This is a genomic window from Paracidovorax cattleyae, assembly GCF_900104515.1.
Classification (GTDB): domain Bacteria; phylum Pseudomonadota; class Gammaproteobacteria; order Burkholderiales; family Burkholderiaceae_C; genus Paracidovorax; species Paracidovorax cattleyae.
In genome coordinates, this window is record NZ_FNJL01000012.1 from 77,581 (window position 1) to 100,534 (window position 22,954).

The following is a 22,954-nucleotide window of genomic DNA, read 5'->3' on the forward strand; positions in this document are numbered from 1 at the left end:
TCAGTGCCCTCCTGCCTTGCCCACCCGCAGTCGCGGATCGACCGCGAAATACAGCAGGTCCACGACCAGGTTGATCACCACGAAGATCAGGGCGATCAGGCAGAGGTAGGCGGCCATCACGGGAATGTCCGCGAACGTCACCGCCTGGATGAAGAGCAGGCCCATGCCGGGCCACTGGAACACCGTCTCGGTGATGATGGCGAAGGCGATGAGGCCGCCGAGCTGCAGCCCGGTGATCGTCATCACCGGCACCAGCGTGTTCTTCAGGGCATGTCCAAAATGGATGGCCCGGTCGGACAGCCCGCGGGCGCGGGCGAACTTGATGTAGTCGGTGCGCAGTACCTCCAACATTTCGGCGCGCACGAGGCGCATGATGAGCGTGAGCTGGAAGATGGCCAGCGTCACCGCCGGCAGCGTGATGTGGTGCCAGCCCTTGGCGTTGAGCAGGCCCGTGCTCCACCAGCCGACCTGCGTCACCGGCCCGCGCCCGAAGCTCGGGAACCAGCCCAGGTGGACGGCGAACACGAGAATCAGCAGGATGCCGATCAGGAAGGTGGGCAGCGACACCCCCAGCAGCGACAGCGTCATGAACAGCTGGCTCGTGAACGTGCCGCGGCGCAGCGCCGCATAGACCCCCATGGGCACGCCGACCACCAGGGCCAGAACGGCGGCGACCAGCGCCAGCTCCAGCGTGGCCGGGAACCGCTCGGCGATGAGGCTGGACACCTTGGCGCCCTGCCGGAGGCTCAGTCCGAACTCGCCCTGCGCCGCATTCACGAGGAAGTGCCAGAACTGCACGATGAAGGGCTGGTCCAGCCCGAGTGCCGCCCGCATCTCCCGGATCTGGTCCGGCGTGGCGTCCTGCCCGAGCAGGAAGGTGACGGGATCGCCCACATACTGGAACAGCATGAAGGAGATGAAGGCCACCGCGACCATGACGATCACGGCCTGGATGAGGCGTCTCAGAATGAAGGCAAGCATCGTAGGAGCGGCAGATAAGCAGGCATGCTAGCAGGGCGCACGGCCACCGCATGCAATACCCGCGCCATCGCGGACGTTTGTCGGTTCACACCCGGCACCGGCCCGGAAACGGGCATGGGCCGGGCCGGATGGACGCATGCCCTCCGGCCAGTGAATGGCCGGAGGGCATGCAGACTTGCGCGACCACCGTACGGCAGGATTCTCACTGCGGGCAGCGTGCCCGCGGCATCGCACCGCGGGCACGCTGCCCCGGGGTGAATCAGAAACGATGCCTCAGGCCGATGGTGTAGCCGGTGCGCGACTTGGCGCCGTTGGCCTGGCCGGCGTAGTTGTTCAGGCTGACCTGGTCACCCTTGAGCTTGGTGTGGTCCACTTCGATGTAGGCGTCGGTCCGCTTGGAGAATGCGTAGTCGAGGGCCATGGTGAAGAAGTCGGCCTTCGCCTTGGCGAGGTCGGTGTTGCCCTTCTGCTCCGCACGGAAGTAGTGCGCGCCCAGGTTGATCTGCGGCGTGATCTGGTAGCCGGCCCCGATCTTGTAGATCGTGCGCTTGTTGGCTGCCAGGAAGGCCGGGCCGCCGAAGCCGCCGTTGATGCCACCCTGCCACATCGCGGAGAGCACGGCGCGGTCCACGGCGGTGAGCCCGCCGTCCACCTTGTTCTGCCCGTAGCCGCCGTTGAAGTACCAGTTGCCCATGCGGTAGGAGCCGCCCACCGTCCAGGCGTCGATCTTCTTGCCGGACGCGAATTCATAGTTCTGGTAGCCCAGGCCGGCCGCCAGGCCGCCCGACGCATAGCGGATGTAGCCGCCTGCCGTCTTGCCGCCGGTGGCGCTTCTCTCGTCGAAGGAGTATTGAAGCCCGCCACGCCATGGACCGACCTCGGCCATGTACTTGATCATGTTGTCGGCACGCGCGCCCAGCGCGAAACCGATCTCAGGCTTGTAGACGTCCATGTACGGCGAGTACGGGTAGGACGCATACGTGCTGGTCACCAGGTCGAAGAGGATGTTGTACTGCCGGCCCAGAGTCACACGGCCAAAGCCGCCCTGCAGGCCCACCCAGGATTGCTGGAAGTACGGAGTGGCAGGCGTACCCGTGTCGGCGCCGAAACGGTTTTCCAGGTTCACCAGGGCCTTCAGCCCTGCTCCCAGGTCTTCAGTCACGTTGATGCCCCAGCGGCTCTGGGACATGCCGCCCCCGACCATCTGGTCCAGCGAACCGCCCGGGCTGCCGGCGGGGCCCTCGTTGTTGGTGTGGCGATATGCCATGTCCACGATGCCGTACAGCTGGACGCTGCTGGTGCCTGCCTGCTGTGCGAAGGTGAAGGGAGCCGCTACTGCCAGGGTGGTCATGGCCACCGTTTTTTTCACAAACGAAATACGCATGTGTTGTCTCTTTCTGCGGAAGGGTGAGGGAACTTTCATTCTAGAAATCAATGACTTGCATCGGAACATGCGTTCGCGGCATACCCACAGTCGTTTTCCCTTAGTTCCTGTTACCGATGTGACAAAAAAAAACCGCTGCCCGAAAGCAGCGGTTTTCTGACTTGCTGAGTCAAGCTGGCTAAGCCAGCCATCCATCAGAAAGCGTGACGGATACCGACTTGCACGCCGGTCTGGTTGTTGCCGATGCCAGGGCCGGCAACGGTCAGGCCCTTGGTGGCCAGGCCGAGGTTGGAGTTGTCCTTGTTCTTCAGGTAAGCCAAGGTGCCGTACAGAGCGGTGCGCTTGGACAGGTTGTGGACATAGCCCAGGGACAGCTGGTGAGCCTTGGAGTCGATGGCCTTCTGGTCGTACAGGGCGTATTGCAGCTTGAATTCGCCGGCGCCGACGGGCATGGAAGCACCCAGGGCGTAGTTGTTGAACTTGGCGTCGCCGGAGAAGTTGTCGCCTTCGTACTTCGATTGTTGGGCGATGGCGATCAGCTTGGCAACGTTCAGGTCGTAGGAAGCGCCCACGGTCAGGATGTTGTGCTTGCCAGCGGTGGAGATGCCAGCCAGCGTGAAGCCGGTATTGCGCTGGTCATAGGACACGGTCACGCTCAGGGGGCCGTTGTCGTAAGCAGCGTAGCCACCGAAGTAACGGCCGGCCTTGCCCACGGTTTGCTCGTCGAAGCCATAGCCCACGCCGCCGGTGAAGCCACCGAAGTTAGGGGTGTAGTAGCTGACCATGTTGCTCGAACGGATGTTGTTCGTGTCAGCGGTCACGCCGGTTGCGCCGTTCAGGCCGAGCCACTCGTTCCAGCCTTGGAACTGGCCGATGCCGGCCTGGCCGAACAGGTCATAGCTGCTGGCCTTGTTGTACGAAGGGGTCAGTTCGCGGCCCAGGCGTACTTCACCGAAGTTGCCAGCCAGGCTCAGGGTGGAACGGCGTTGGAAGTTGAAGCCGTTGACGTTGCCGTTGTCGCCGAAGATCTCGCCTTCGAGCCAGAAGCCAGCCTTCAGGCCACCGCCCAGGTCTTCCGTACCACGGAAGCCCAGACGGCTCGTGGCGTTGCCGCTGGAGGTCAGGCCGTACACGTTCTGACCAGCGGCGTTGGCGTTGTTGATGTAGGCAACACCCGTATCGACGATACCGAACATCGTGACGGAAGATTGAGCCATTGCAGCGCCGGAAGCAGCCAGCACGGCCAGGGCAATCAGGGATTTTTTCATTGCGAGTTACTCCAAGGTTAAACGAGGGCGCCGGTTCGGGGGGCTGGTACGCACGACAGGCGCAGTCCGCCAACCCCGGGCCAACCTCCTGGTGGGGAAGTTGCCCTTATTGCAACAGAGGCCGTTCCGTTTCGCAAAGGAATTCCCGCACAATCGCCCCGAAAGGCCTATTTCGTTGCAGCATCACAACACACAAAAAGGTTCCCCAGAATTGGAATAGGACGCGATGCAACCGGGCCCTTCCGCTACGTTTTTTGCAGCAATCCAATCCTTCTACCATCGAGATTCATCGCCATGGACAAGCTCTTGATAGCCGCCGACAACGCCTTGCGCACGCTCTTCGCACGCCCCCGCGCCGCGCAGCCGTCGCCGGCCACGGGCCTGCCGGAAGGCGACCTGTCGCCCGCCCAGCGGCGCGAGGCCGGGGCGCTCATGCGGGTGAACCACGTGGGCGAAGTGTGCGCGCAGGCACTCTACATGGGACAGGCCGCCGTCACGCGCGACCCGGCGCTGCGTTCACAGTTGCTGGAGGCGGCCCGCGAGGAGACCGACCATCTGGCCTGGACGGCGGAGCGCCTCGACGCGCTGGGCAGCCGGCCCAGCCTGCTGAATCCGCTGTGGTTCGCGGGCGCATTCGCGATCGGCTGGACCGCGGCCCAGGTCAGCGACGCCGCGAGCCTGGGGTTCGTGGTGGAGACGGAGAACCAGGTGGCGCGCCACCTGCAGGGGCACCTGGACCGCATGCCGGCGCAGGACGCGCCCTCCCTGGCGGTGATCGAGCGCATGCAGGCCGACGAGCAGCGGCATGCGGACGACGCCCGCGCCGCCGGCGCAACGGACCTGCCCGCACCGGCCCGGATCCTCATGGCCGCCGCGGCCCGGGTGATGACGGCCACGGCGCACCATATATAGAGGACAGGGCCGGCCTCAGGCCTCCACGATGTCGAAGCCGGTGGTGATCTCCGCCGTCTTGCCGAGCATGATGCTCGCGGAGCAGTATTTCTCGTGGCTCATGGCGATGGCCCGCCCGACCGCGGCGGGCGGCAGGGACTTGCCCGTGACGGTGAACTGCATGTGGATGCGGGTGAACACCTTCGGGTCCGTTTCCGCGCGCTCGGAGCTGAGCTGCACGCTGCAGCCACGGACGTCGTGGCGGCCCCGCCGCAGGATGAGCACCACGTCGTAGGCCGTGCAGCCGCCAGTGCCGGCGAGGACCGTCTCCATCGGCCGGGGAGCCAGGTTCTGCCCGCCGTTGGCGGGATTGGCGGCATCGGGCGCACCGTCCATGGCCAGGATGTGGCCGCTTCCGGTTTCCGCGATGAAACCCATGCCCGAGCGTGTGCCCGAGGCACCGGTCCAGGTGACTGTGCATTCCATGTTGTTTTTTCCCATCAAATTGGCAGCCTGACAACTTTTATGGCCGCACTGCCGCAATTTTGCTGCATCGCAGCATTCCTTGCGCTACACTTGCACCATGCGTTGCCCGAAAGGGTTGGCGAATCCGAAGGATTCACCCGACGCGCCTATTGTCTCCTCCATCTCCTCAAAGGATGGATTCGGCCCCGGATCTCACGATCCGGGGCCGTTTTTTTTGCCCTGGCGGGCCGGCCGGGGCGAAGGCCTATGATGTCGGCCCTGCCGCAGCCCGCCCATCCATGACGAAGACCTCTTCCTCCCCTGCCCTGACGCCCGCCGACTACCTCAAGAAGATCCTCACGGCGCGGGTGTACGACGTGGCCGTCGAGTCGGCGCTCGAGCCTGCCCGGGCGCTGGGCCGCCGGCTGCACAACACGGTGCTGCTCAAGCGCGAGGACCAGCAGCCGGTGTTCAGCTTCAAGCTGCGGGGGGCTTACAACAAGATGGCACACCTGTCCGCAGAGCAGCTGCAGCGGGGTGTGATCTGCGCCTCGGCCGGCAACCATGCGCAGGGCGTGGCCATGAGCGCCAAGCGCCTGGGCACGCGTGCGGTGGTGGTGATGCCGACGACGACGCCGCAGCTCAAGGTGGACGCCGTGAAGACGCTCGGCGGCGAAGTGGTGCTGCACGGGGACAGCTACTCCGATGCCTACGAGCATGCCGCACGGCTGCAGCAGGAGCAGGGCCTGACCTTCGTGCATCCCTTCGACGATCCGGACGTGATCGCCGGCCAGGGCACCATCGCCATGGAAATCCTGCGCCAGTTGCAGAGCCTGGGCAGCAACCGCCTGGACGCGGTGTTCGTGGCGATCGGCGGCGGCGGCCTCGTGAGCGGGGTGGCCAACTACATCAAGGCAGTGCGGCCGGATATCCGCATCGTCGGGGTGCAGATGAACGATTCCGACGCGATGGTGCGCTCGGTCGCAGCCGGCAGCCGGGTCGCGCTCCCGGACGTGGGACTGTTCTCGGACGGCACGGCCGTGAAGCTGGTGGGCGAGGAAACCTTCCGCGTCGCGAGCGGGCTGGTGGACGAATTCATCACGGTGGACACCGACGCCGTCTGCGCGGCGATCAAGGACATCTTCGTGGACACGCGCAGCATCGTGGAGCCCGCCGGGGCGCTGGCGGTGGCGGCCATCAAGCAGTACGTGGCCCAGCGCAAGACCCGCGGAGAGACATATGCCGCCATCCTGTGCGGCGCCAACATGAATTTCGACCGCCTGCGTTTCGTGGCGGAGCGCGCCGAGGTGGGCGAAGAGCGCGAGGCGCTGCTGGCGGTGACGATTCCCGAGGAGCGCGGGAGCTTCCGGCGCTTCTGCGAAGTGGTCGGCCAGTTGCCCGGCGGCCCTCGCAACGTGACGGAGTTCAACTACCGCATCAGCGATGCGGCGCAGGCCCACGTCTTCGTCGGGCTGGCCACGCATGGCAAGGACGAGTCGGAGAAGATCGCACGCAACTTCCAGCGCCACGGGTTCGAGGCGCTGGACCTCACGCACGACGAACTGGCCAAGGAACACCTGCGGCACCTCGTGGGCGGCCGCTCCGGGCTCGCCCAGGACGAGCGGCTGCTGCGCATCATCTTCCCGGAGCGCCCGGGCGCGCTCTTCAAGTTCCTGAGCATGATGCAGCCCAGCTGGAACATCAGCCTCTTCCATTACCGCAACCAGGGCGCCGACTACGGCCGCATTCTCGTGGGCATGCAGGTGCCGGCGGGCGACGCGCAGGCCTTCGACGCCTTCCTGCAGACGCTGGGCTATCCCTACGTGGAAGAAACGCAGAACCCCGCCTACCGGCTGTTCCTGCAGGCGCCCGCGGGCCGGGGCTGACGCCTTCCACCCACGACAGGCACCCGCCGCCCGCTTCCATGCAGGCCCTTCGCCACTTCCTGCTGGCCGTGCAGTTCTTCACGCGCATTCCTGTGACGGGGCGGTGCGCCGACTGGGTGGGCTTCAGCCCGGCCATGCTGCGGGCGAGCGCCGCGCATTTTCCGGGCGTGGGCTGGATCGTGGCAGCCATGGCGGCCCTGGTGTACGGCACGTTCCATCTGCTGTTCGGACCCCAGCCCTATGCCGCATTGGCCTGCGCAGCGCTCAGCACCGCGGCCACCGTCGTGCTCACCGGAGGCTTCCACGAGGATGGCCTGGCGGATGTGGCGGACGGCCTGGGCGGCAGCGCGGACCGGGGCCGGGCCCTGGAAATCATGAAGGATTCGCGCATCGGCGCATTCGGGGCCATGGCCCTGTGCCTGGCATTGGCCAGCAAGCTGGCGCTGCTGGCGATGCTGGGGCACCGCGGACTGGCCGTGGCACTGGCGGCCCTGGCGGGCGCGCATGTGGTGTCCCGTTTCTGGCCGCTGTTGCTGGTGCGCACACTGCCGCACGTGGGCAATGAGGCCACCTCCAAGAGCAAGCCGCTGGCGGACCGGATCACGCTCGGCGCACTGCTGGCAGCCGGCTTGTGGGCCACGCCCGCGCTCGTGCTGGCGGCCTGGCTGCTGGGCCCGGCCCCGGCCCTGGCGGCGCTGGGCGCCAGCGGCCTGGCCGCCTGGACGCTGCGTGCCTGGTTCGCCCGGCGACTGCAGGGCTTCACGGGGGACTGCCTGGGGGCCGTGCAGCAGGTGGCCGAGATCGCGTTCTACCTGGGATGCGCCGCGGCGGCCGGCACCGCCGCCACCGCATGAGTGCCCGGTCCGTTCGGCTCTGGCTGGTACGGCATGCCGCGCCGTGCGTGGAGGGAGGCCTCTGCTATGGCTCGCTGGATGTGGCGGCGGACGCGCAGGCCACCGCCGACGCCGCCAGCCGCCTGGCCACCGCCCTGCCCGCCATGGCACTGCCCGTCTGGCATTCGCCGCTCACGCGCTGCGCGGAGCTGGCCCGTTCGCTGCAGACCCTGCGCTGCGACCTCTCTCCGCAGCCTGACGCGCGGCTGGTGGAAATGGATTTCGGGACCTGGGAGGGACGCTCCTGGGACGGGATCGGCCGCGCGGCCGTCGATGCGTGGATGGCCGACTTCCCGGGCCACGCGCCAGGCAATGGTGAAAGCCTGGAGCGGATGCTGGACCGCGTGCGGCCCGCACTGCGGGAGGCACGAGAGACGGGAGCGGCCGACGTCGTGTGGATCACGCATGCCGGCGTCGCGCGCTGCGTGCATTGGCTGCTGGAGCATCCGTTCCGCGCACCGCGCGCCGATGAATGGCCGCTGGAGGCACCCGGCTATGGCACCTGGAAATGCTGCGAGATCGGCGGCACGGATCCCGCGTGAGCCTGCGGCAAGAGGCGGCGAAAGCCTAGGGCGCGACGGTTGTTACACCCGTTGCCTCGCCTCCTTTTTCAGGCACTTCGAGGGTGACCGTGGCCTCGCCACCCCGGGATGGACCGAGGCGCACCTGCCTGCGGCCCAGGGACTGCACCACCAGGCCTTCGGCCACGGTGGCCCCGAGACGGAACGGACGCGCGGGCTGGTTGTCTATGGCGATGAGGGCCGCACCGCCGCCGCTGGCCGTGCCGGCGAGCACACCCTGCAGGGCGAAGCGGCTGGGCTCGCGCGCAGCGGGCGCTCTGGGTGCGGCGGGGCCCGCGCCCAGCAACCGCGCGAGCGCCTGCGCATCCGGCGCCGCCGGCGCGGGTGCCGCCACGGGGGCCGCGATGGGGGCCGGCCGGACTGCCAGCCGGAGTCCCCAGAAAACCATGCTGGCGCCTGCGAGCACCCACAGGGCGAGCGTGCCGAGCCGGACGCCCCAGGGGCCGGATGTGTTTGTCACCATGTCACGATTATCATTGACCGGATATGTCCCCCACTTTTCAGAAGACCGTGATCTCCCGCAACGCAGGCGCCATCGCACGGCGCGCCAGGAACGCCCGCAGCCGGATCGCACGCGGCTTCACGCTGATCGAGCTGATGGTCGTGCTGGTGATCATCGGGGTGCTGGCCGCCCTGATCGTGCCCAATGTGATCGACCGTGCAGACGATGCGCGGGTGACCGCGGCGCGCACCGACATCACCAACATCGTCCAGGCGCTGAAGCTCTACCGCCTGGACAACCAGCGCTACCCCACCGCCGATCAGGGCCTGCAGGCCCTGATCGCCCGGCCCGCGAACGGTCCGGTCCCGGGGAACTGGCGCCCCTATCTCGAGAAGCTGCCCAACGACCCCTGGGGCCGGCCCTACCAGTACCTCAATCCCGGCATCAAGGGCGAGGTGGACGTGATGTCCTTCGGCGCCGACGGGCAGTCGGGCGGCGAGGGCAAGAATGCCGACATCGGCAGTTGGCAGTAAGCACCAGCACCGCGGCCCGTACCGTGGCATGGCCCCTGCCCCGGGCGGCGGGCGGTGCGGCACACGGGGCTTCACGCTGCTGGAGTTGCTGGTGGTGATCTCGCTGATCGCCATCGCCACGGCCGGCGTGGGCTTCGCCCTGCGGGACGATGGCCAGACGGCCCTGCAGCGCGAAGGCGAGCGCCTCGCCGCACTGCTGGAGGCGGGCCGCGCCCAGTCCCGGGCTTCCGGCGCGCCGGTGCGCTGGCGTGCCGCGGGCGGAAGCTTCCGGTTCGAAGGCCTGCCCGGCAACCCGGCGCCGGGCGCATGGCTCGATCCCTCGACCTACGTCGCCGGCCCCGCGCTGCTGCAGTTGGGCCCCGAGCCGCTGATCGCACCGCAGCAGGTGGTGCTCGCAAGCCAGTCCCATCCCGGGCGCTCGGTGCGCGTGGCAACCGACGGCCTGCGTCCCTTCACGGCGGAGACGGTGCAATGACCCGGCGGGCGGCCCCCGCGCGCCGGTGCCGTGGCCAGGCATCGGCCGCGGGCTTCACGCTGGTCGAAGTGCTCGTGGCCCTGGCCATCGTGGCGATCGCGCTGACGGCCGGCACGCAGGCCACCTCGGCGCTGGCCCGCAATGCTGCACGGCAGGCCGACGTGATGCTCGCGCACATCTGCGCGGAGAACGAACTCGTGAAGGTGCGGCTCGCGCGCCAGATGCCCTCCATCGGGGACAGCACCGTGCCCTGCGAGCAGGCCGGTCTGCGCTATGACGTGGCGGTGGCCGTGCGGCCGACGCCCAACCCGCAGTTCCGCAGGGTCGATGCGCAGGTTTTCGATGCCGCGGGGCCGGTGCTGCGGCTGTCCACGATCGTGGGGAGGTACTGATGCCCCCCCTGAGTCGCCTTCGGCGCCTTCCCCCCGAGGGGGACGCCGCCAGTGGCCGGGCAAAGCCCGATCCACGGCGTCCGCTGGCATGGCCTGCTCCGCGGCCTTCGGACAAGGAAAGCCGTGCAGATGGCGTACGCGGTCGGCATGGCTTTGCCCTCGGGATCTTGAGGATGCGCGCTCCGCGCCGTGCCTCCGGCTTCACGCTGGTGGAGCTGCTGGTCGCGATCGCGATCATGTCGCTGCTGGCGATCATGAGCTGGCGCGGACTGGATGGCATGGCGCGGGCGCAGGAGCAGACGCGGGCGCGCGGGGACGAGTTGCTGGTGGTGGAGGCCACGCTGGCGCAGTGGGCCGCGGACCTGGATGCGCTGCAGGCCATGGACCAGACCACGCCCATCGACTGGGACGGGCAGGTGCTGCGCCTGACGCGCCGGGGCAGCGCCACGCCGGACGAGGGGGCTTTCGTGGTCGCCTGGGCGCGGCGCACGGTGAACGGTACGGACCAGTGGTTGCGCTGGCAGTCGTCCCCGCTGCACACGCTGGGGGAATGGAACACGGCATGGCAGCGCGCGGCGCTGTGGGCGCGCTCGGGCGGTGCGGGCAGCGCCGGGGCCGAGCGCGGGGAGACCGTGCTGATGCCGCTGCAGGACTGGCGCCTTTTCTACTACCGCGACGGGGCCTGGTACAACGGGCTGTCCAGCAGCGCGACGGCCCCCACCCCGCAGACCATGGGACCGACGGCCCCGACGAACATTCCCGACGGGGTGCGCCTGCAGATCGTACTGCCGCCGGGGGGCGCGCTCGCAGGCACGATCACCCGGGACTGGGTCAATCCCACCAATGGCGGAGGCAAGTCGTGATGCGGCGCGGTGGCGGCAGGATGAGCGCCGTGCGCCAGCGCGGGGCGGCGCTGCTGGCGGCGATGCTCACCGTGGCGCTGGTGGCCACCTTCGCCGCAGCGGCGATGTGGCAGCAGTGGCGTGCCGTCGAGGTGGAATCCGCGGAGCGGGCGCGCGTGCAGTCGGCCTGGCTGCTGGTCGGCGCGCTCGACTGGTCGCGGCTGATCCTGCGCGAAGACCTGTTCGCGCGCGGCGGGGACGGCACGGACCACCTCGCGGAGCCCTGGGCCGTTCCGCTGGAAGAGGCGCGGCTGTCCACCTTCCTCGCGGCGGGGCCCGAGGGCGCTGCGGCCGAGCCGGATGCCAGCACGGACACCGCCAACGCCTTCCTGTCGGGGCAGATCACGGACCTGCAGTCGCGGCTCAATGTCTTCAACCTGATCGAGGGCGGGACCGTGTCCGCGCCCGTCCTGCGCCAGTTCAGCCGCCTTTTCGGGGCCCTGGGGCTGCCGCAGCAGGAACTGCAGCGACTCGCGGAAGGGCTGCGCAAGGCGATGGCGCAGAGCAATGCCGCGGGAGCCGGCAACCCCGGCACGGGCGCCGCGGCAGCGCCGGCCGACCTCGCATCCGTTCCGCTCATGCCCCGCAGCTTCACGCAGCTCACGTGGCTGGGCCTGTCGGCGTCCACGGTCGCCGCGCTGGAGCCGTATGCGACCCTGCTGCCCCGGCGCACGCCGGTCAACCTCAATACCGCGAGCGCACAGGTGCTGCAGGCGAGCATCGACGGACTGGACATGGCGGGCGCGCAGCGGCTGGTGCAGGCTCGGGAGTCGCAGCATTTCAAGACCTCAGCGGACGCCACCCGGCAGCTGGGCGGCAATCTGCAGATCCCGTCCGAGACCCACTCGACCATGTCCTCGTACTACGAAGTGCGGGGACGCCTGCGCCTGGGCGACACCGTCGTGGAGGAGCGCTCGCTGGTGTACAAGGCCGGCTCCACGGCGCGCACGCTGTGGCGCGAACGCGGCGCATTCGTCAGGAGCCCCGCCAACGCACGGTGACCTGCGCAGCCCCCCCGACCTGCCGTCATGCAGCGCCCCTAAAATGGCCCGCGAATTCCACCCATGAGCACCCTCGTCCTTTTCCTGCCCCCGGGCAGCGCCCCCGGGCCGGCCACCGAATACGGCTACACGCTGACCACGGACGGCCACGCCGCCACCCGCCACGACAGTGCCCGCGCGTCCCTGCTTCCCGACCCGGGCCGGGCGGGCGAAGTGGTCGCCGTGGTGCCGATCCAGGCCCTGTCATGGCAGCGCGTCACGCTGCCCCAGGGCGCGCAGGCGCCGCGGCTGCGCGCGGTGCTCGAAGGGCTGCTGGAAGAGCGGCTTCTGGACGATCCCGCGCAACTGCATTTCGCGCTGGAACCGGGCGCGCGGCCGGGCGTGCCGGCCTGGGTGGCCGTGTGCGACCGGAACTGGCTGCGCGCGTCCCTGCAGGCCCTGGAGGCCGCGGGCCGGCCGGTGCAGCGGGTGGTGCCCGAGTTCGCGCCGGGCACCGGAGAACCGCCAGCGTATCACGTGATCGGCACGCCCGAGGAGGCGCTGCTGGTGGCCACCGGGCAGGGCCCGGAGGCCGTGCCGGCCGTGCTGCCGCTGTCGCCCGCCACCCTGCAGCTCGCGGGCGTGTCGCGCCCCGCCGATGCGGCCGGCGCGGACGGCAGCGAGACGCCCCCCCCCCTGCAGGCAGAGCCCGCAGTGGCACGGCTCGCGGAACAGATGACCGGCCACCCCGCGGTACTGCATACGGCCAGCCAGCGCGCGCTGGCGGCGGCGCGCGGCACCTGGGACCTGGCGCAGTTCGAGTTCGCCAGCAACCGCCGCACGCGCACGCTGCGCAAGACGGCAACGGCTTTCGGCGCCTTCGCGCGGGCGCCGCAATGGCGGGCCGCGCGCTGGGCGCTGGGCGTGTGCATGGCAGCGCAGGTGGTCGGGCTGAACGCCTGGGCCTGGCAGGAGCGCCAGGCGCTCGCCGGCAAGCAGGCCGGGGTGCGCAGTGCGCTGACCCAGACCTTTCCGCAGGTGCAGGTGGTGGTCGATGCCCCGGTCCAGATGGAACGCGAAGTGGCACGGCTGCGCCAGCAGGCGGGCGGGGTCTCGGCGCGCGACCTGGAGCCGATGCTCGCGTCCGCGGGTGGCGCGCTGCCCGCGGGGCGCCTGCCCACCGCGATCGACTACGCCTCCGGGGAACTGCGGCTGCGGGGCATCGAGCTGCAACCCGAGGAAATGGCCACCCTCAATGAACGCCTGGCAGCCGCCGGCTACCAGGCCAGCCTGCAGGACGGGGCTGTGCTGCTGCGCGAAGGAACACACCCATGAAGCCGGCACGCACTCCCTCCTCCGCCGCGCCTTCCGCATCCCGCGCCGAAGTGCTGGGCACACGCTGGAAGGCCCTGGCTCCGCGCGAGCAGTCGCTGGTGCTCGCCGCCGGCACGGTCGTGGCGGTGGCACTGCTCTGGTGGGTGGCGCTCGCGCCGGCTCTTCGCACGCTGCGCGAGGCGCCCGCGCAGCACGCCGCGCTGGACGCCCAGTTGCAGCGCATGCAGGCGCTGCAGTCGGAAGCCCTGCAATTGCAGGCCGCGCCTGCCGCGCCGGCCAGTGACGCATCGCAGGCGCTGCGCACCGCACTGACGCAGCGGCTGGGTACGCAGGCGCAGATCAACATCCTGGGCGACCGCGCGACGGTCACGCTGAAAGCCGCCCCCGCGGACGGCGTGGCAGAGTGGCTGTCGCAGGCCCGCAGCAATGCGCGCGCCGTCCCCGTCGAGGCACGGCTGGCGCGCAGTACGGCGACGCAGCAGCCCACGGGACCGGCGGTGCTCGGCCCGACCTCGCCGCAGCGCGCGGCGGTCCTGGCCGCGCCGGCCTCCGCCGGCAAACCTGGTGCTGGTGCTGCAGCGGCGGACGACGCCATGCCGCGCTGGGATGGCACGCTGGTGCTGGCCCTTCCTGCACGGTAGTCCGTGCCGTCCCGATACCTTTCGACCACCGTGTCCCGCACCACCCGATCCGTCCGTACCGGCGTGCCGCGCCCTCCCCGGTCCCCCCGCCTCTGGGCCATGGCCGGCTGCCTGCTGGGTGCCCTCCCCACCCTGCTGCTTTTCGCGCCGGCCGCGTGGCTGGCCTCGGGCGTGGAGCGTGCGAGCGGCGGGCGGGTCCTGCTCGCCCAGGCGCGCGGCACGGTCTGGACCGGCTCGGCGCAACTGGTGCTGACGGGCGGCCAGGGCAGTGCCGACCGCGCGGCGCTGCCCGGGCTGCTGCACTGGACGCTGCGGCCCGCCTGGACCGGGTTGCGCGCGCAGGTACAGGCGGACTGCTGCACAGCCTCTCCGATCGCGGCCCGCGTCGCGCTGCGCTGGGGCGGCGTGCACGTGGCCGTGGCCGACGGGCAGAGCCAGTGGCCGGCGGCCGTGCTGTCGGGACTGGGCACCCCCTTCAATACCCTGCAGCCCCAGGGCCGCCTGGCGCTGCGCACGCAGGGCCTGGCGATGGACAGCGCCGCGGGGCGCGTCGTGATCGCAGGCCAGGCGCAGCTGGATGCGCTGGGCATGTCATCGCGCCTGTCCACGCTGCGCCCGATGGGCAGCTACCGGCTCACGCTGCAGGGTGGCGAGGTGACCACGCTGTCGCTCGCGACGCTGGACGGCGCGCTGCGCCTCACCGGCAGCGGCCGCTGGATCGGCCAGCGTCTGCGCTTCGAGGGCGAGGCCACGGCCGCGCCGGAACGCGAAGCCGTGCTCTCGAACCTTCTCAACATCATCGGACGGCGCACGGGCGCCCGTTCCCTCATCACCGTGGGTTGACCCCTATGACTTCCTTGAATTCGCAGCGCCTGCGGTTTGCCCTCCACGCCATCGCCGCCGGCGCGATGCTCGCTGCCGCCGGCGGCCCGCTGAACGCCCAGACCGCCACCGGCGCGGCGCCATCCAGCGTGCGCCCCGGGGAACCCGTGACGCTGAACTTCGCGGGTGCCGACATCGAGGCCGTGGCCCGTACCATGGCCACGATCACCGGGCGCAATGTGGTGGTGGACCCGCGCGTGAAGGGCCAGCTCACCCTGGTCACGGAACGGGCGGTCCCGCCGGCCGCAGCCTTCCAGCAGTTCCTCGCCGCCCTGCGCCTGCAGGGCTTCACGGTGGTGGAATCCGCGGGGCTCTACAAGGTCGTTCCCGAAGCGGACGCCAAGCTGCAGTCGGGATCGGTGACGGTCACCCAGGGCGGCTCGGGCAGCGCACCGGGCGGCGGGCAGATCGTCACGCAGATCTTCAAGCTCAATTTCGAGAACGCGGCCAACCTGGTGCCGGTGCTGCGCCCGCTCATCAGCCCCAACAACACGATCAACGTGAACCCGGGCAACAACTCGCTGGTGGTCACCGACTATGCCGACAACCTGCAGCGCATCGCGCGCATCGTGGCGGCAATGGACGTGTCCAACGCCAGCGATGTGGAAGTGATCCCGCTGCGCAACGCGGTGGCGAGCGAACTCGCGCCGCTGGTGTCGCGCCTGGTGGAGGGCACGGGCAGCACGCCCGGCATGGCGGGCACCGCGACGGGCACGGCCGGCGCCATCCCGGGGCAGAGCGATACGGCCTACCGCACCACGCTGCTGCCCGAGCCGCGCAGCAATTCGCTGATCGTGCGCGCCGCCAATCCCGCCCGACTGGCGCTGGTGCGCACGCTGGTGGACAAGCTCGACCAGGCGCCGGTCGTCGGGAGTGCGGCAGCGTCGGGCAACATCCACGTGGTGTATCTGAAGAATGCGGACGCCACCAAGCTCGCGACCACGCTGCGCGCGGCGCTGGCGGCCTCCATGGGCAGCAGCGCCGGCGGTGCCGTGTCCTCTTCCGGCCCGTCCTCCTCCGGCGGCGGTTCGGGCACCGGCTCCACCGGGCTCTCGGGCTCGGGGCTCATGCAGACCGGCAGCAGCGGCGGGATGGGCGGAGGCACGGGCGGCAGCTCGAGCGCCGGGGGCCTGGGCAGCAACGCGGGCGGCCTGAACAACGCGAACAGCAACCAGCCCTCCACGGGCGGGCAGATCCAGGCCGACCCGTCCACCAACTCGCTCATCATCTCTGCGCCCGAGCCGCAGTTCCGGCAGCTGCGGGCGGTGATCGACCAGCTCGACGGCCGGCGCGCGCAGGTGCTGGTGGAGAGCCTGATCGTCGAAGTGTCCGCCAACAAGGTGGCAGAATTCGGCATCCAGTGGCAGGGGGTGATGGGCAACTACGGCAACGGCACCATCGGCGTCATCGGCACCAATTCCTCGGCATCCACCACCGGCGGAAACGCCAACATCCTCAGCCTCGCACTGGCTGCTGCCACCGGGAGTGCCACGAGTATCGCCAGCAGTGCGTCCGGGCTGGGGAAAGGGCTCAACGTCGCCATTGCACCGCGCATCAATGGCAACTATTACCTTGGAGCACTTGCGAATTTTCTCGAGAACACGGGGGACGCCAACGTCTTGTCCACCCCCAATTTGATGACGCTGGACAACGAGGAAGCCCAGATCATCATCGGCAACAACGTGCCGTTCGTGACCGGCTCGTACGCCAACACCACGGGCAGCAGCACCGTGAACCCGTTCACGACGGTGGAGCGCAAGGACGTGGGGTTGATGCTGCGTGTGCGTCCGCAGATCAACGAAAACGGAACGGTCAAGCTATCTCTATACCAGGAAGTGTCGCAGGTGAATGACGGCACGGCCAACGCAGTCAATGGCCCGACAACGAGCAAGCGCTCGATCGAATCCACGGTGCTGGTGAACGACGGCAACGTGATTGTCCTGGGCGGATTGCTGGAAGACCGTTATTCCATGGGCCAGGACAAGGTGCCGCTGATGGGCGATTTGCCTGTCGTGGGCGGCCTGTTCCGCAACGAGAACCGCAGGCGCCAGAAAACCAACCTGATGGTCTTCCTGCGTCCGGTGGTGATCCGGGACACGGCCACCAGCGATGCCCTGATGATGGACCGCTACGAGGCCATCCGCGCACTGCAACAGAACACCCAGCCGACACCGAGCACGGTCATGCGCGCGGTATCCGGGGCCCCGGTGCTGCCGCCGCTCGCGCCTTCGCCCGCACCGGCATCCGCGGCCACGCCGCAGGGTGAGGCGCCTGCCGTGCGCAGCGCCCCACCCGCACCGCTGATACCCCTCGTGCCACCAGCCCCAGCGCCCGCGCAGCCCCCCGCACGCGCACCGGCGCCCGCCGACGCCGGGGCCTACAACCCGCAGTAACCGGCCCCTCTCCGTTCACCGACTCCCCGCCACGCCATGCGCCACCCGCTTCCCTACGCCTTCGCGCGCAGCTCGCAACTGCTGCTGGAGGACGACGGCCACACCTGCGTGCTCTGGCACGGCCCCGCACCGGATGCCGGGGCACTGTCCGAGGTCATGCGCAAGCATGCCGTGCGGGAGCTGATGCCGCTGGACGCGCATGCCATCGCGCAGCGCATCAGCGCGGCCTATTCGCAGGGGGAGTCCAGCGCGGCCACGGTGGTGAGCGAGGTCGAGTCCGACGCCGACCTCTCGCGCATGATGCAGGAGCTGCCGGCCGTGGAGGACCTGCTGGAATCGGCCGGCGACGCACCCATCATCCGCATGCTCAACGCCCTGCTCACGCAGGCCGCGCGTGACGGCGCGAGCGACATCCACATCGAGCCCTACGAGCGCCACTCGAGCGTGCGCTTCCGCGTGGACGGCACTCTGCGCGAGGTGGTGCAGCCCAACCGCGCGCTGCATGCGGCACTGATCTCCCGCCTGAAGATCATGGCGGACCTGGACATCTCCGAGAAGCGCCTGCCGCAGGACGGCCGCATCAGCCTGCGCCTGGGCACGCGGGCGATCGACGTGCGCGTGTCCACCCTGCCGAGCGCCCATGGCGAACGGGCGGTGCTGCGCCTGCTGGACAAAAGCGAGAGCAAGCTGAGCCTGGAGGCCGTGGGCATGCAGGGCGACACGCTGCGCCGCTTCGACGGGCTGATCCACCAGCCGCACGGCATCGTGCTCGTGACCGGGCCCACGGGCTCGGGCAAGACGACCACGCTGTATGCGGCGCTGGGCCGGCTCGACGCCGCCAGCAGCAACATCATGACAGTGGAGGACCCGATCGAGTACGAGCTGCCGGGCGTGGGCCAGACCCAGGTCAACAGCAAGATCGACCTCACCTTCGCCAAGGCGCTGCGCGCCATCCTGCGCCAGGATCCGGACGTGATCATGATCGGCGAGATCCGCGACTTCGAGACCGCGCAGATCGCTATCCAGGCCTCGCTGACAGGCCACCTCGTGCTGGCCACGCTGCACACCAACGACGCGGCCAGCGCCGTCACCCGCCTGACCGACATGGGCGTGGAACCCTTCCTGCTTTCCAGTTCCCTGCTGGGCGTGCTGGCGCAGCGGCTCGTGCGCAAGCTCGACCCCACCGAGCCCAGCGGCTACCGGGGGCGCACGGGCGTGTTCGAGCTGCTGGTGGTGGACGACACGCTGCGCTCGCAGATCCACGGCCAGGCGGCGGAAGCCGACCTGCGCGCCACCGCGATCGCGGGCGGCATGACGCTCATGCGCGAGGACGGCGAGCGGCTGGTGCGTGCCGGCATCACGAGCCCCGAGGAAGTGCTGCGCGTCACGCGCGAATAGCGCTTCTTCCGGCGCGCCCGCCGCTCAGCCGGCGGCCGGCAGCAGCTCCAGCACCGTCTCCGGTGGCCGGCACAGGCGCGCGCCGCGCGGCGTGACCACGATGGGTCGGTTCATCAGTTCCGGATGGCGGGCCACGTGCGCGATCAGCGCGTCTTCGGCGATGCCCTTGTCGTCCAGGCCCAGTGCCTGCCAGGCGGGCTCCTTGATGCGCAGCAGCGCGCGCACGGGGCCGCCCACTTGCGAAAACAGCGCATGCAGCGCGGCCGCGTCCAGCGGTTCGGCGAGGTAGTCCACGATGCGCGGCTCGATGCCGTGTTCGCGCAGCAGGGCGAGCGCACCCCGCGAATTGCTGCAGCGGGCGTTGTGGTAGATCGTGACGTCGGGATGGGGCGTTGCGGCGTTCATGCCGCGAGTCTAGACCGGGCCGCGGCGGCCCTCCGGGATGTCAGCGCGGGCCGGATGCGCGGAGCGTGCGGCTCAGCAGGATGACCGGCACCAGGCCCACGGCCACCAGCGCGAGCGATGGCAGCGCCGCCTCGCCCAGGCGTTCGTCGCGCGCGAGCTGGTAGGCGACCACGGCCAGCGTGTCGCTGTTGAACGGCCGCAGCACCATGGTGGCAGGCAGTTCCTTCATCACGTCCACGAACACCAGCAGGGCCGCCGCGGCGGTGGAGCGGCGCAGCAGCGGCCAGTGCACGCGCGCGAGCAAGCCCATGCCGCCCGCGCCGAGCATGCGCGCGGAATCGTCGAGGCTGGCCGGGATGCGCGCATAGCCGCTCTGCACCGACTGCAGCGCTACCGCGCAGAAGCGCACGAGGTAGGCCCAGACGATGCCCACCGCCGTGGCAGTGACCAGTGCCGGCACGCGCCACTCCGGCACCGCGGCCTGCAGCCAGCCTACGGGCAGCAGCAGGCCGACGACGATCACCGCGCCGGGCACGGCATAGCCCACGCTCGCGAGCTGTACCACGCCGCGCGTCAGGTGCCCCGCGCGGCGCCGCACCGCGAACGCAAGCGCGAGCGCCACGCCCACGGCCAGCATGGCCGTGATGGCGCCCAGCCGCACGCTGTGGCCCGCCCACTCCACGAAGCGGTCCCACGGCAGCACGGACCAGTCCGCAGCCAGCGGCCGGAGCATGAAGGCGACGGGCGCGAAGAAGCCCATGGCCACGGGCAGCCCGCACACCAGCCACGCCGCCGTGCAGCGCCAGCCCGCGAGCCGCTGGGGCTGTGCCTCGGCAGAGCCCGCGCGGCCCACGCCGCTGGTGGCAAAGCGCATGCGCCGCTGCGCACGCTGCTCCAGCTGCAGCAGCACGACCACCAGCACCAGCAGCAGGGTGGCGAGCTGTGCTGCGGCGAGGCGGTTGTCCATCGACAGCCAGGCCTTGTAGATGCCCGTGGTGAAGGTCTGGATGCCGAAGTAGCTCGCGACGCCGAAATCCGCCAGGGTTTCCATCAGCACCAGCGCCACGCCGGCCGCGACGGCGGGACGGGCCAGCGGCAGCGCCACCATGCGCACGCGGCGCGCGAGGGGCGCGCCCAGCAGGCGTGCAGCCTCCATGAGGTGCGCAGCGCGCTCGCCCAGCGCGGTGCGCGCGAGCAGGTAGACGTAGGGATAGAGCGAGAAGATGAACACCCACACCGCGCCGCCCAGGCTGCGCACCTCGGGCAGCAGCCGGCCTTCGAGGCCGTAGGTGGCACGCAGCCAGACCTGCAGCGGGCCGCTGAACTGCAGGAAGTCGGTGTATGCATACGCAGTCACGTAGGCGGGCATGGCCAGCGGCAGCAGCAGCAGCCACTCGAGCGTGCGACGGCCGCGGAAGTCGAACAGGGTCACCGCCGCCGCGGTGGCGGTGCCCACCAGGGCCGCGCCCGCCCCCACGGCAAGCGCGAGCCAGACCGTGGTGGCGAAGTAGTCCGGCAGCACCGTGGCCGCCATCTCGCGCAGGATGGCGAGGGACTCGGCGCCGCCATGCCCCCATGGCAGCCAGGACGCGAACACGGCCAGCACCGGCAGGGTGAGGAAGAAGGCGAGCAGCAGCAGCGGCGCGGCGCGCAGGGCGGAGAGGAAACGCAAGGCGGTGCGGAAGAAAAAAAGCCGAAAGGAAAAGGCCGTTCCGGGCCCGCCCGCCCGGAACGGCCGGGTGGCACCACCCTGGATGCAAATGCGAATTCTACGCATTGCCCCTTCTAGAATCCCTGCATGTTCCTCGAAGTCAATCAACTGGACGTGCGCTACCCCGGCCGCGCGCAGGCGGCCGTGCGCGGCGCCACCCTGGGCCTGGCCGCCGGCGAGATCGGCGTGCTGATCGGACCTTCCGGCTGCGGCAAGACCACGCTGTTGCGGGCCGTGGCCGGGCTGGAGCCCGTGGCGGCCGGCGAGATCCGCCTGGAGCGCGAGAGCGTGGGCACGGCCGGCCGCAGCGTGCCCCCCCGAGCGCCGCCGCATCGGCATGGTGTTCCAGGACTACGCCCTGTTCCCCCACCTGTCCGTGGGGCGGAACGTGGCATTCGGCATCCATCGCCTGCCGAAGGCGGAGCAGGCGGCCCGGGTCGAGGAGGTGCTGCGTCTCGTGGGGCTCGAAGGCAGCGCGGCGCGCTACCCGCAGGAACTCTCCGGCGGCCAGCAGCAGCGCGTGGCACTGGCGCGCGCGCTGGCGCCCCGGCCCCGGCTCATGCTGATGGACGAGCCGTTCTCGAACCTCGACGTGGACCTGCGCGAGCGGCTCGCGCACGAGGTGCGCGGCATCCTCAAGGCGGCGGGCGCCACGGCGCTCTTCGTCACGCACGACCAACTGGAGGCGTTCGCCATCGGCGACCGCATCGGCGTGATGGAAAGCGGTACGCTGCACCAGTGGGACGACGCCTATGCGCTCTACCACCGGCCGGCCACCCGCTTCGTCGCCGATTTCATCGGGCACGGCGTGTTCGCGCCCGCGACGCTGGAGCAGCGCGGCGACACGGTGGTGGCGCGCACGCCCCTGGGCGACCTGGAGGACCTGGCCGAATGCCCCCTGCCCTCCAGCTATCCGGGCGGCGCCTGCGACGTGCTGCTGCGCGCGGACGACGTGGTGCACGACGACGGTGCACCGGTACAGGCGCGCATCGTGCGCAAGTCGTTCAGGGGATCGGAATTCCTCTACACGCTGCAACTGGAGAGCGGGCTCACCGTAATGGCCCACGTGCCGAGCCACCACAACCATGCCGTGGGAGAGTGGATCGGCATCCGCCCGCAGATGGACCACGTGGTGGCGTTTCCCCGCGCGTGAGAAGGCGCGGGCCGCGCCCGCCCCTGCGCCCGCCTCTTCACGACAGGAAGAAGGCGATGAACACCGGCGCGAGGATGGTGAGGACGAAGCCGCTGACCAGGGCCATCGGAACGGCGTCCGGATGGCAGGCCTGCTTCACGATCGGCAGCGTGGAGTCCAGTGCCGTGGCTCCGGCACTGCCGATGCCCACCGCGGGGTGGTAGCGGCCCAGCATGTAGAGGGCGATGATCGCCAGCAGTTCACGGAACAAATCGATCATGAGGGCCATGGTCCCGTAGGTCTGGCCCAGGTGGCTGCCCACCATGACGCCGGACAGTGTGAACCAGCCGAACCCGCTGGACAATGCCATGGAGGTCCTCATGGTTTCGCCGGTGAGCAGGGAGGCCGCGGCCGCGCCTGCGAAGGAGCCGGCCACCACCAGCCCGGGCACCATCAGCACCCGCCATGAGAACCACCGGGCACTGAGCTTTACCCGGGCCAGGTCGATTCCCACGAGGGCGATCAGGGCCATCAGGATGGCGGAACTGGAGGGCAGCGGGAACGCGCCCTCCAGGAAGGTCGCATTGCCAAGGAAGAACAGGCTGCCGAGCACCACCATGGAGAGCGCGAGGCAGCATTCCTTCAGGGGAGGCCAGATCGCCTGGAGATGCTTTCCGCCGCTGCGCCCTTCCCCCGCCTCTCCGGCCCCTGCGCCACGGACCCTCGTTGCAAAGATCAGCGCGCAGGGCAGCAGCGTGGTCAGCACGGCGAACACCGCCGCGGACCGGATCACCTGCCCGACCGACCGCGCGGAAAGGATCACCTCGCCGAACTCGGCACCGATCAGGAAAAGCAGCAGCCATACGAGCGGCAATATGCACCGGACCAGCATGGAGCCGATTTTCCCGGGCAGGAAACGGCCCGCGGCGAAACCGGCGGCCAGCGCCAGCACGATGGGAAGCAGGGACTGAAGGACATCCATGG

The 22,954-nt window shown here is 69.8% G+C and carries 22 protein-coding genes and 1 pseudogene; 15 read left to right on the forward strand and 8 right to left on the reverse strand.

What is annotated here, in order from left to right:
* From BLR05_RS11760 to BLR05_RS11770, 3 genes are all read right to left on the reverse strand, one after another.
* The gene (locus tag BLR05_RS11760; protein ID WP_092834665.1) at positions 1-981 is read right to left on the reverse strand and encodes an ABC transporter permease; all 981 of its coding nucleotides are present in this window, start codon (positions 979-981) and stop codon (positions 1-3) included.
* Between the two features lie 259 nt (positions 982-1,240).
* Complete coding sequence (locus BLR05_RS11765; protein WP_092834666.1) at positions 1,241-2,365, reverse strand: porin; 1,125 nt, start codon at positions 2,363-2,365, stop codon at positions 1,241-1,243.
* Between the two features lie 194 nt (positions 2,366-2,559).
* The gene (locus tag BLR05_RS11770; protein ID WP_092834667.1) at positions 2,560-3,633 is read right to left on the reverse strand and encodes a porin; all 1,074 of its coding nucleotides are present in this window, start codon (positions 3,631-3,633) and stop codon (positions 2,560-2,562) included.
* A gap of 294 nt (positions 3,634-3,927) precedes the next feature.
* Between BLR05_RS11770 and coq7 the strand changes: the two genes are divergently transcribed.
* Complete coding sequence (gene coq7 / locus BLR05_RS11775) at positions 3,928-4,545, forward strand: 2-polyprenyl-3-methyl-6-methoxy-1,4-benzoquinone monooxygenase (protein ID WP_092834668.1); 618 nt, start codon at positions 3,928-3,930, stop codon at positions 4,543-4,545.
* A 15-nt stretch (positions 4,546-4,560) separates the two neighbouring features.
* Here coq7 and BLR05_RS11780 read toward each other — a convergent pair whose 3' ends face one another.
* Positions 4,561-5,010, reverse strand: coding sequence for an OsmC family protein (locus BLR05_RS11780; RefSeq protein WP_092834735.1), 450 nt, complete (start codon positions 5,008-5,010; stop codon positions 4,561-4,563).
* Positions 5,011-5,288: 278 nt separating this feature from the next.
* Between BLR05_RS11780 and ilvA the strand changes: the two genes are divergently transcribed.
* The 3 genes from ilvA to BLR05_RS11795 are packed head-to-tail and all read left to right on the forward strand — an operon-like array spanning position 5,289 to position 8,310.
* Positions 5,289-6,875 carry a threonine ammonia-lyase, biosynthetic gene (gene ilvA, locus BLR05_RS11785; RefSeq protein WP_092834669.1) on the forward strand — a complete coding sequence of 529 codons (1,587 nt, stop codon included), beginning with the start codon at positions 5,289-5,291 and terminating at the stop codon, positions 6,873-6,875.
* Positions 6,876-6,913: 38 nt separating this feature from the next.
* Positions 6,914-7,729 carry an adenosylcobinamide-GDP ribazoletransferase gene (locus BLR05_RS11790; RefSeq protein ID WP_092834670.1) on the forward strand — a complete coding sequence of 272 codons (816 nt, stop codon included), beginning with the start codon at positions 6,914-6,916 and terminating at the stop codon, positions 7,727-7,729.
* Positions 7,726-8,310: a histidine phosphatase family protein gene (locus BLR05_RS11795; RefSeq protein WP_092834736.1), complete on the forward strand. Its 585-nt coding sequence runs from the start codon at positions 7,726-7,728 to the stop codon at positions 8,308-8,310. Before BLR05_RS11790 ends, BLR05_RS11795 begins: the two co-directional genes overlap by 4 nt.
* 25 nt (positions 8,311-8,335) lie before the next feature.
* Here BLR05_RS11795 and BLR05_RS11800 read toward each other — a convergent pair whose 3' ends face one another.
* Positions 8,336-8,812, reverse strand: a complete 477-nt coding sequence (locus BLR05_RS11800) for a general secretion pathway protein C (RefSeq protein ID WP_092834671.1) — start codon at positions 8,810-8,812, stop codon at positions 8,336-8,338.
* Between the two features lie 23 nt (positions 8,813-8,835).
* On the opposite strand from BLR05_RS11800, the gene gspG reads away from it, so the two are divergent.
* The 10 genes from gspG (at position 8,836) to BLR05_RS11850 (ending at position 18,722) form a co-directional block, all read left to right on the forward strand.
* Entirely contained in the window at positions 8,836-9,324 is a 489-nt protein-coding gene (gene gspG / locus BLR05_RS11805; RefSeq protein WP_092834672.1) for a type II secretion system major pseudopilin GspG, read from the forward strand.
* A gap of 28 nt (positions 9,325-9,352) precedes the next feature.
* Entirely contained in the window at positions 9,353-9,799 is a 447-nt protein-coding gene (locus tag BLR05_RS11810) for a pilus assembly FimT family protein (protein WP_192883864.1), read from the forward strand.
* Positions 9,796-10,191, forward strand: a complete 396-nt coding sequence (gene gspI / locus BLR05_RS11815) for a type II secretion system minor pseudopilin GspI (RefSeq protein WP_092834674.1) — start codon at positions 9,796-9,798, stop codon at positions 10,189-10,191. The genes BLR05_RS11810 and gspI overlap by 4 nt, the downstream gene beginning before the upstream one ends.
* Before the next feature lie 173 nt (positions 10,192-10,364).
* A complete protein-coding gene (locus BLR05_RS11820; protein ID WP_092834675.1) occupies positions 10,365-11,054 on the forward strand; it encodes a PulJ/GspJ family protein in 690 nt (229 codons plus the stop codon).
* Between the two features lie 20 nt (positions 11,055-11,074).
* On the forward strand, positions 11,075-12,094 hold the full coding sequence (gspK, locus tag BLR05_RS11825) for a type II secretion system minor pseudopilin GspK (RefSeq protein ID WP_092834737.1): 1,020 nt from the start codon (positions 11,075-11,077) through the stop codon (positions 12,092-12,094).
* Positions 12,095-12,157: 63 nt separating this feature from the next.
* On the forward strand, positions 12,158-13,408 hold the full coding sequence (gspL, locus tag BLR05_RS11830; RefSeq protein ID WP_092834676.1) for a type II secretion system protein GspL: 1,251 nt from the start codon (positions 12,158-12,160) through the stop codon (positions 13,406-13,408).
* Positions 13,405-14,049, forward strand: a complete 645-nt coding sequence (locus BLR05_RS11835) for a type II secretion system protein M (RefSeq protein ID WP_092834677.1) — start codon at positions 13,405-13,407, stop codon at positions 14,047-14,049. The genes gspL and BLR05_RS11835 overlap by 4 nt, the downstream gene beginning before the upstream one ends.
* Positions 14,050-14,148: 99 nt before the next feature.
* Positions 14,149-14,892 (forward strand): type II secretion system protein N, encoded by a 744-nt coding sequence (gene gspN / locus BLR05_RS11840; RefSeq protein WP_208606011.1) that lies wholly within the window; start codon positions 14,149-14,151, stop codon positions 14,890-14,892.
* Between the two features lie 5 nt (positions 14,893-14,897).
* The gene (gspD, locus tag BLR05_RS11845) at positions 14,898-17,324 is read left to right on the forward strand and encodes a type II secretion system secretin GspD (RefSeq protein ID WP_092834678.1); all 2,427 of its coding nucleotides are present in this window, start codon (positions 14,898-14,900) and stop codon (positions 17,322-17,324) included.
* A 36-nt stretch (positions 17,325-17,360) separates the two neighbouring features.
* Positions 17,361-18,722: a GspE/PulE family protein gene (locus tag BLR05_RS11850; protein WP_092834679.1), complete on the forward strand. Its 1,362-nt coding sequence runs from the start codon at positions 17,361-17,363 to the stop codon at positions 18,720-18,722.
* A 24-nt stretch (positions 18,723-18,746) separates the two neighbouring features.
* On the opposite strand, the gene arsC is transcribed toward BLR05_RS11850, so the two are convergent.
* Entirely contained in the window at positions 18,747-19,127 is a 381-nt protein-coding gene (arsC, locus tag BLR05_RS11855) for an arsenate reductase (glutaredoxin) (protein WP_092834680.1), read from the reverse strand.
* A gap of 40 nt (positions 19,128-19,167) precedes the next feature.
* The gene (locus tag BLR05_RS11860; RefSeq protein WP_092834681.1) at positions 19,168-20,799 is read right to left on the reverse strand and encodes an ABC transporter permease; all 1,632 of its coding nucleotides are present in this window, start codon (positions 20,797-20,799) and stop codon (positions 19,168-19,170) included.
* Between the two features lie 126 nt (positions 20,800-20,925).
* On the opposite strand from BLR05_RS11860, the pseudogene BLR05_RS11865 reads away from it, so the two are divergent.
* Positions 20,926-21,991, forward strand: a pseudogene (locus BLR05_RS11865) (ABC transporter ATP-binding protein).
* Positions 21,992-22,028: 37 nt separating this feature from the next.
* Here the strand turns inward: BLR05_RS11865 and BLR05_RS11870 are convergent.
* Positions 22,029-22,952 (reverse strand): LysO family transporter, encoded by a 924-nt coding sequence (locus BLR05_RS11870; RefSeq protein WP_092834682.1) that lies wholly within the window; start codon positions 22,950-22,952, stop codon positions 22,029-22,031.
* Positions 22,953-22,954 lie beyond the last annotated feature (2 nt).

Excerpts from the sequence above, each read along its gene's own strand:
- BLR05_RS11850 (WP_092834679.1), top strand. The coding sequence starts at position 17,361 with ATGCGCCACCCGCTTCCCTACGCCTTCGCGCGCAGCTCGCAACTGCTG.
- BLR05_RS11790 (WP_092834670.1), top strand. The coding sequence starts at position 6,914 with ATGCAGGCCCTTCGCCACTTCCTGCTGGCCGTGCAGTTCTTCACGCGC.
- gspD (WP_092834678.1), top strand. The coding sequence starts at position 14,898 with ATGACTTCCTTGAATTCGCAGCGCCTGCGGTTTGCCCTCCACGCCATC.
- BLR05_RS11795 (WP_092834736.1), top strand. The coding sequence starts at position 7,726 with ATGAGTGCCCGGTCCGTTCGGCTCTGGCTGGTACGGCATGCCGCGCCG.
- BLR05_RS11820 (WP_092834675.1), top strand. The coding sequence starts at position 10,365 with ATGCGCGCTCCGCGCCGTGCCTCCGGCTTCACGCTGGTGGAGCTGCTG.
- BLR05_RS11780 (WP_092834735.1), bottom strand. The coding sequence starts at position 5,010 with ATGGAATGCACAGTCACCTGGACCGGTGCCTCGGGCACACGCTCGGGC.
- BLR05_RS11810 (WP_192883864.1), top strand. The coding sequence starts at position 9,353 with ATGGCCCCTGCCCCGGGCGGCGGGCGGTGCGGCACACGGGGCTTCACG.
- gspI (WP_092834674.1), top strand. The coding sequence starts at position 9,796 with ATGACCCGGCGGGCGGCCCCCGCGCGCCGGTGCCGTGGCCAGGCATCG.
- gspK (WP_092834737.1), top strand. The coding sequence starts at position 11,075 with ATGAGCGCCGTGCGCCAGCGCGGGGCGGCGCTGCTGGCGGCGATGCTC.
- gspL (WP_092834676.1), top strand. The coding sequence starts at position 12,158 with ATGAGCACCCTCGTCCTTTTCCTGCCCCCGGGCAGCGCCCCCGGGCCG.
- gspG (WP_092834672.1), top strand. The coding sequence starts at position 8,836 with ATGTCCCCCACTTTTCAGAAGACCGTGATCTCCCGCAACGCAGGCGCC.
- ilvA (WP_092834669.1), top strand. The coding sequence starts at position 5,289 with ATGACGAAGACCTCTTCCTCCCCTGCCCTGACGCCCGCCGACTACCTC.
- BLR05_RS11835 (WP_092834677.1), top strand. The coding sequence starts at position 13,405 with ATGAAGCCGGCACGCACTCCCTCCTCCGCCGCGCCTTCCGCATCCCGC.
- gspN (WP_208606011.1), top strand. The coding sequence starts at position 14,149 with ATGGCCGGCTGCCTGCTGGGTGCCCTCCCCACCCTGCTGCTTTTCGCG.
- BLR05_RS11765 (WP_092834666.1), bottom strand. The coding sequence starts at position 2,365 with ATGCGTATTTCGTTTGTGAAAAAAACGGTGGCCATGACCACCCTGGCA.
- coq7 (WP_092834668.1), top strand. The coding sequence starts at position 3,928 with ATGGACAAGCTCTTGATAGCCGCCGACAACGCCTTGCGCACGCTCTTC.
- BLR05_RS11800 (WP_092834671.1), bottom strand. The coding sequence starts at position 8,812 with ATGGTGACAAACACATCCGGCCCCTGGGGCGTCCGGCTCGGCACGCTC.
- BLR05_RS11770 (WP_092834667.1), bottom strand. The coding sequence starts at position 3,633 with ATGAAAAAATCCCTGATTGCCCTGGCCGTGCTGGCTGCTTCCGGCGCT.
- BLR05_RS11760 (WP_092834665.1), bottom strand. The coding sequence starts at position 981 with ATGCTTGCCTTCATTCTGAGACGCCTCATCCAGGCCGTGATCGTCATG.
- BLR05_RS11870 (WP_092834682.1), bottom strand. The coding sequence starts at position 22,952 with ATGGATGTCCTTCAGTCCCTGCTTCCCATCGTGCTGGCGCTGGCCGCC.
- arsC (WP_092834680.1), bottom strand. The coding sequence starts at position 19,127 with ATGAACGCCGCAACGCCCCATCCCGACGTCACGATCTACCACAACGCC.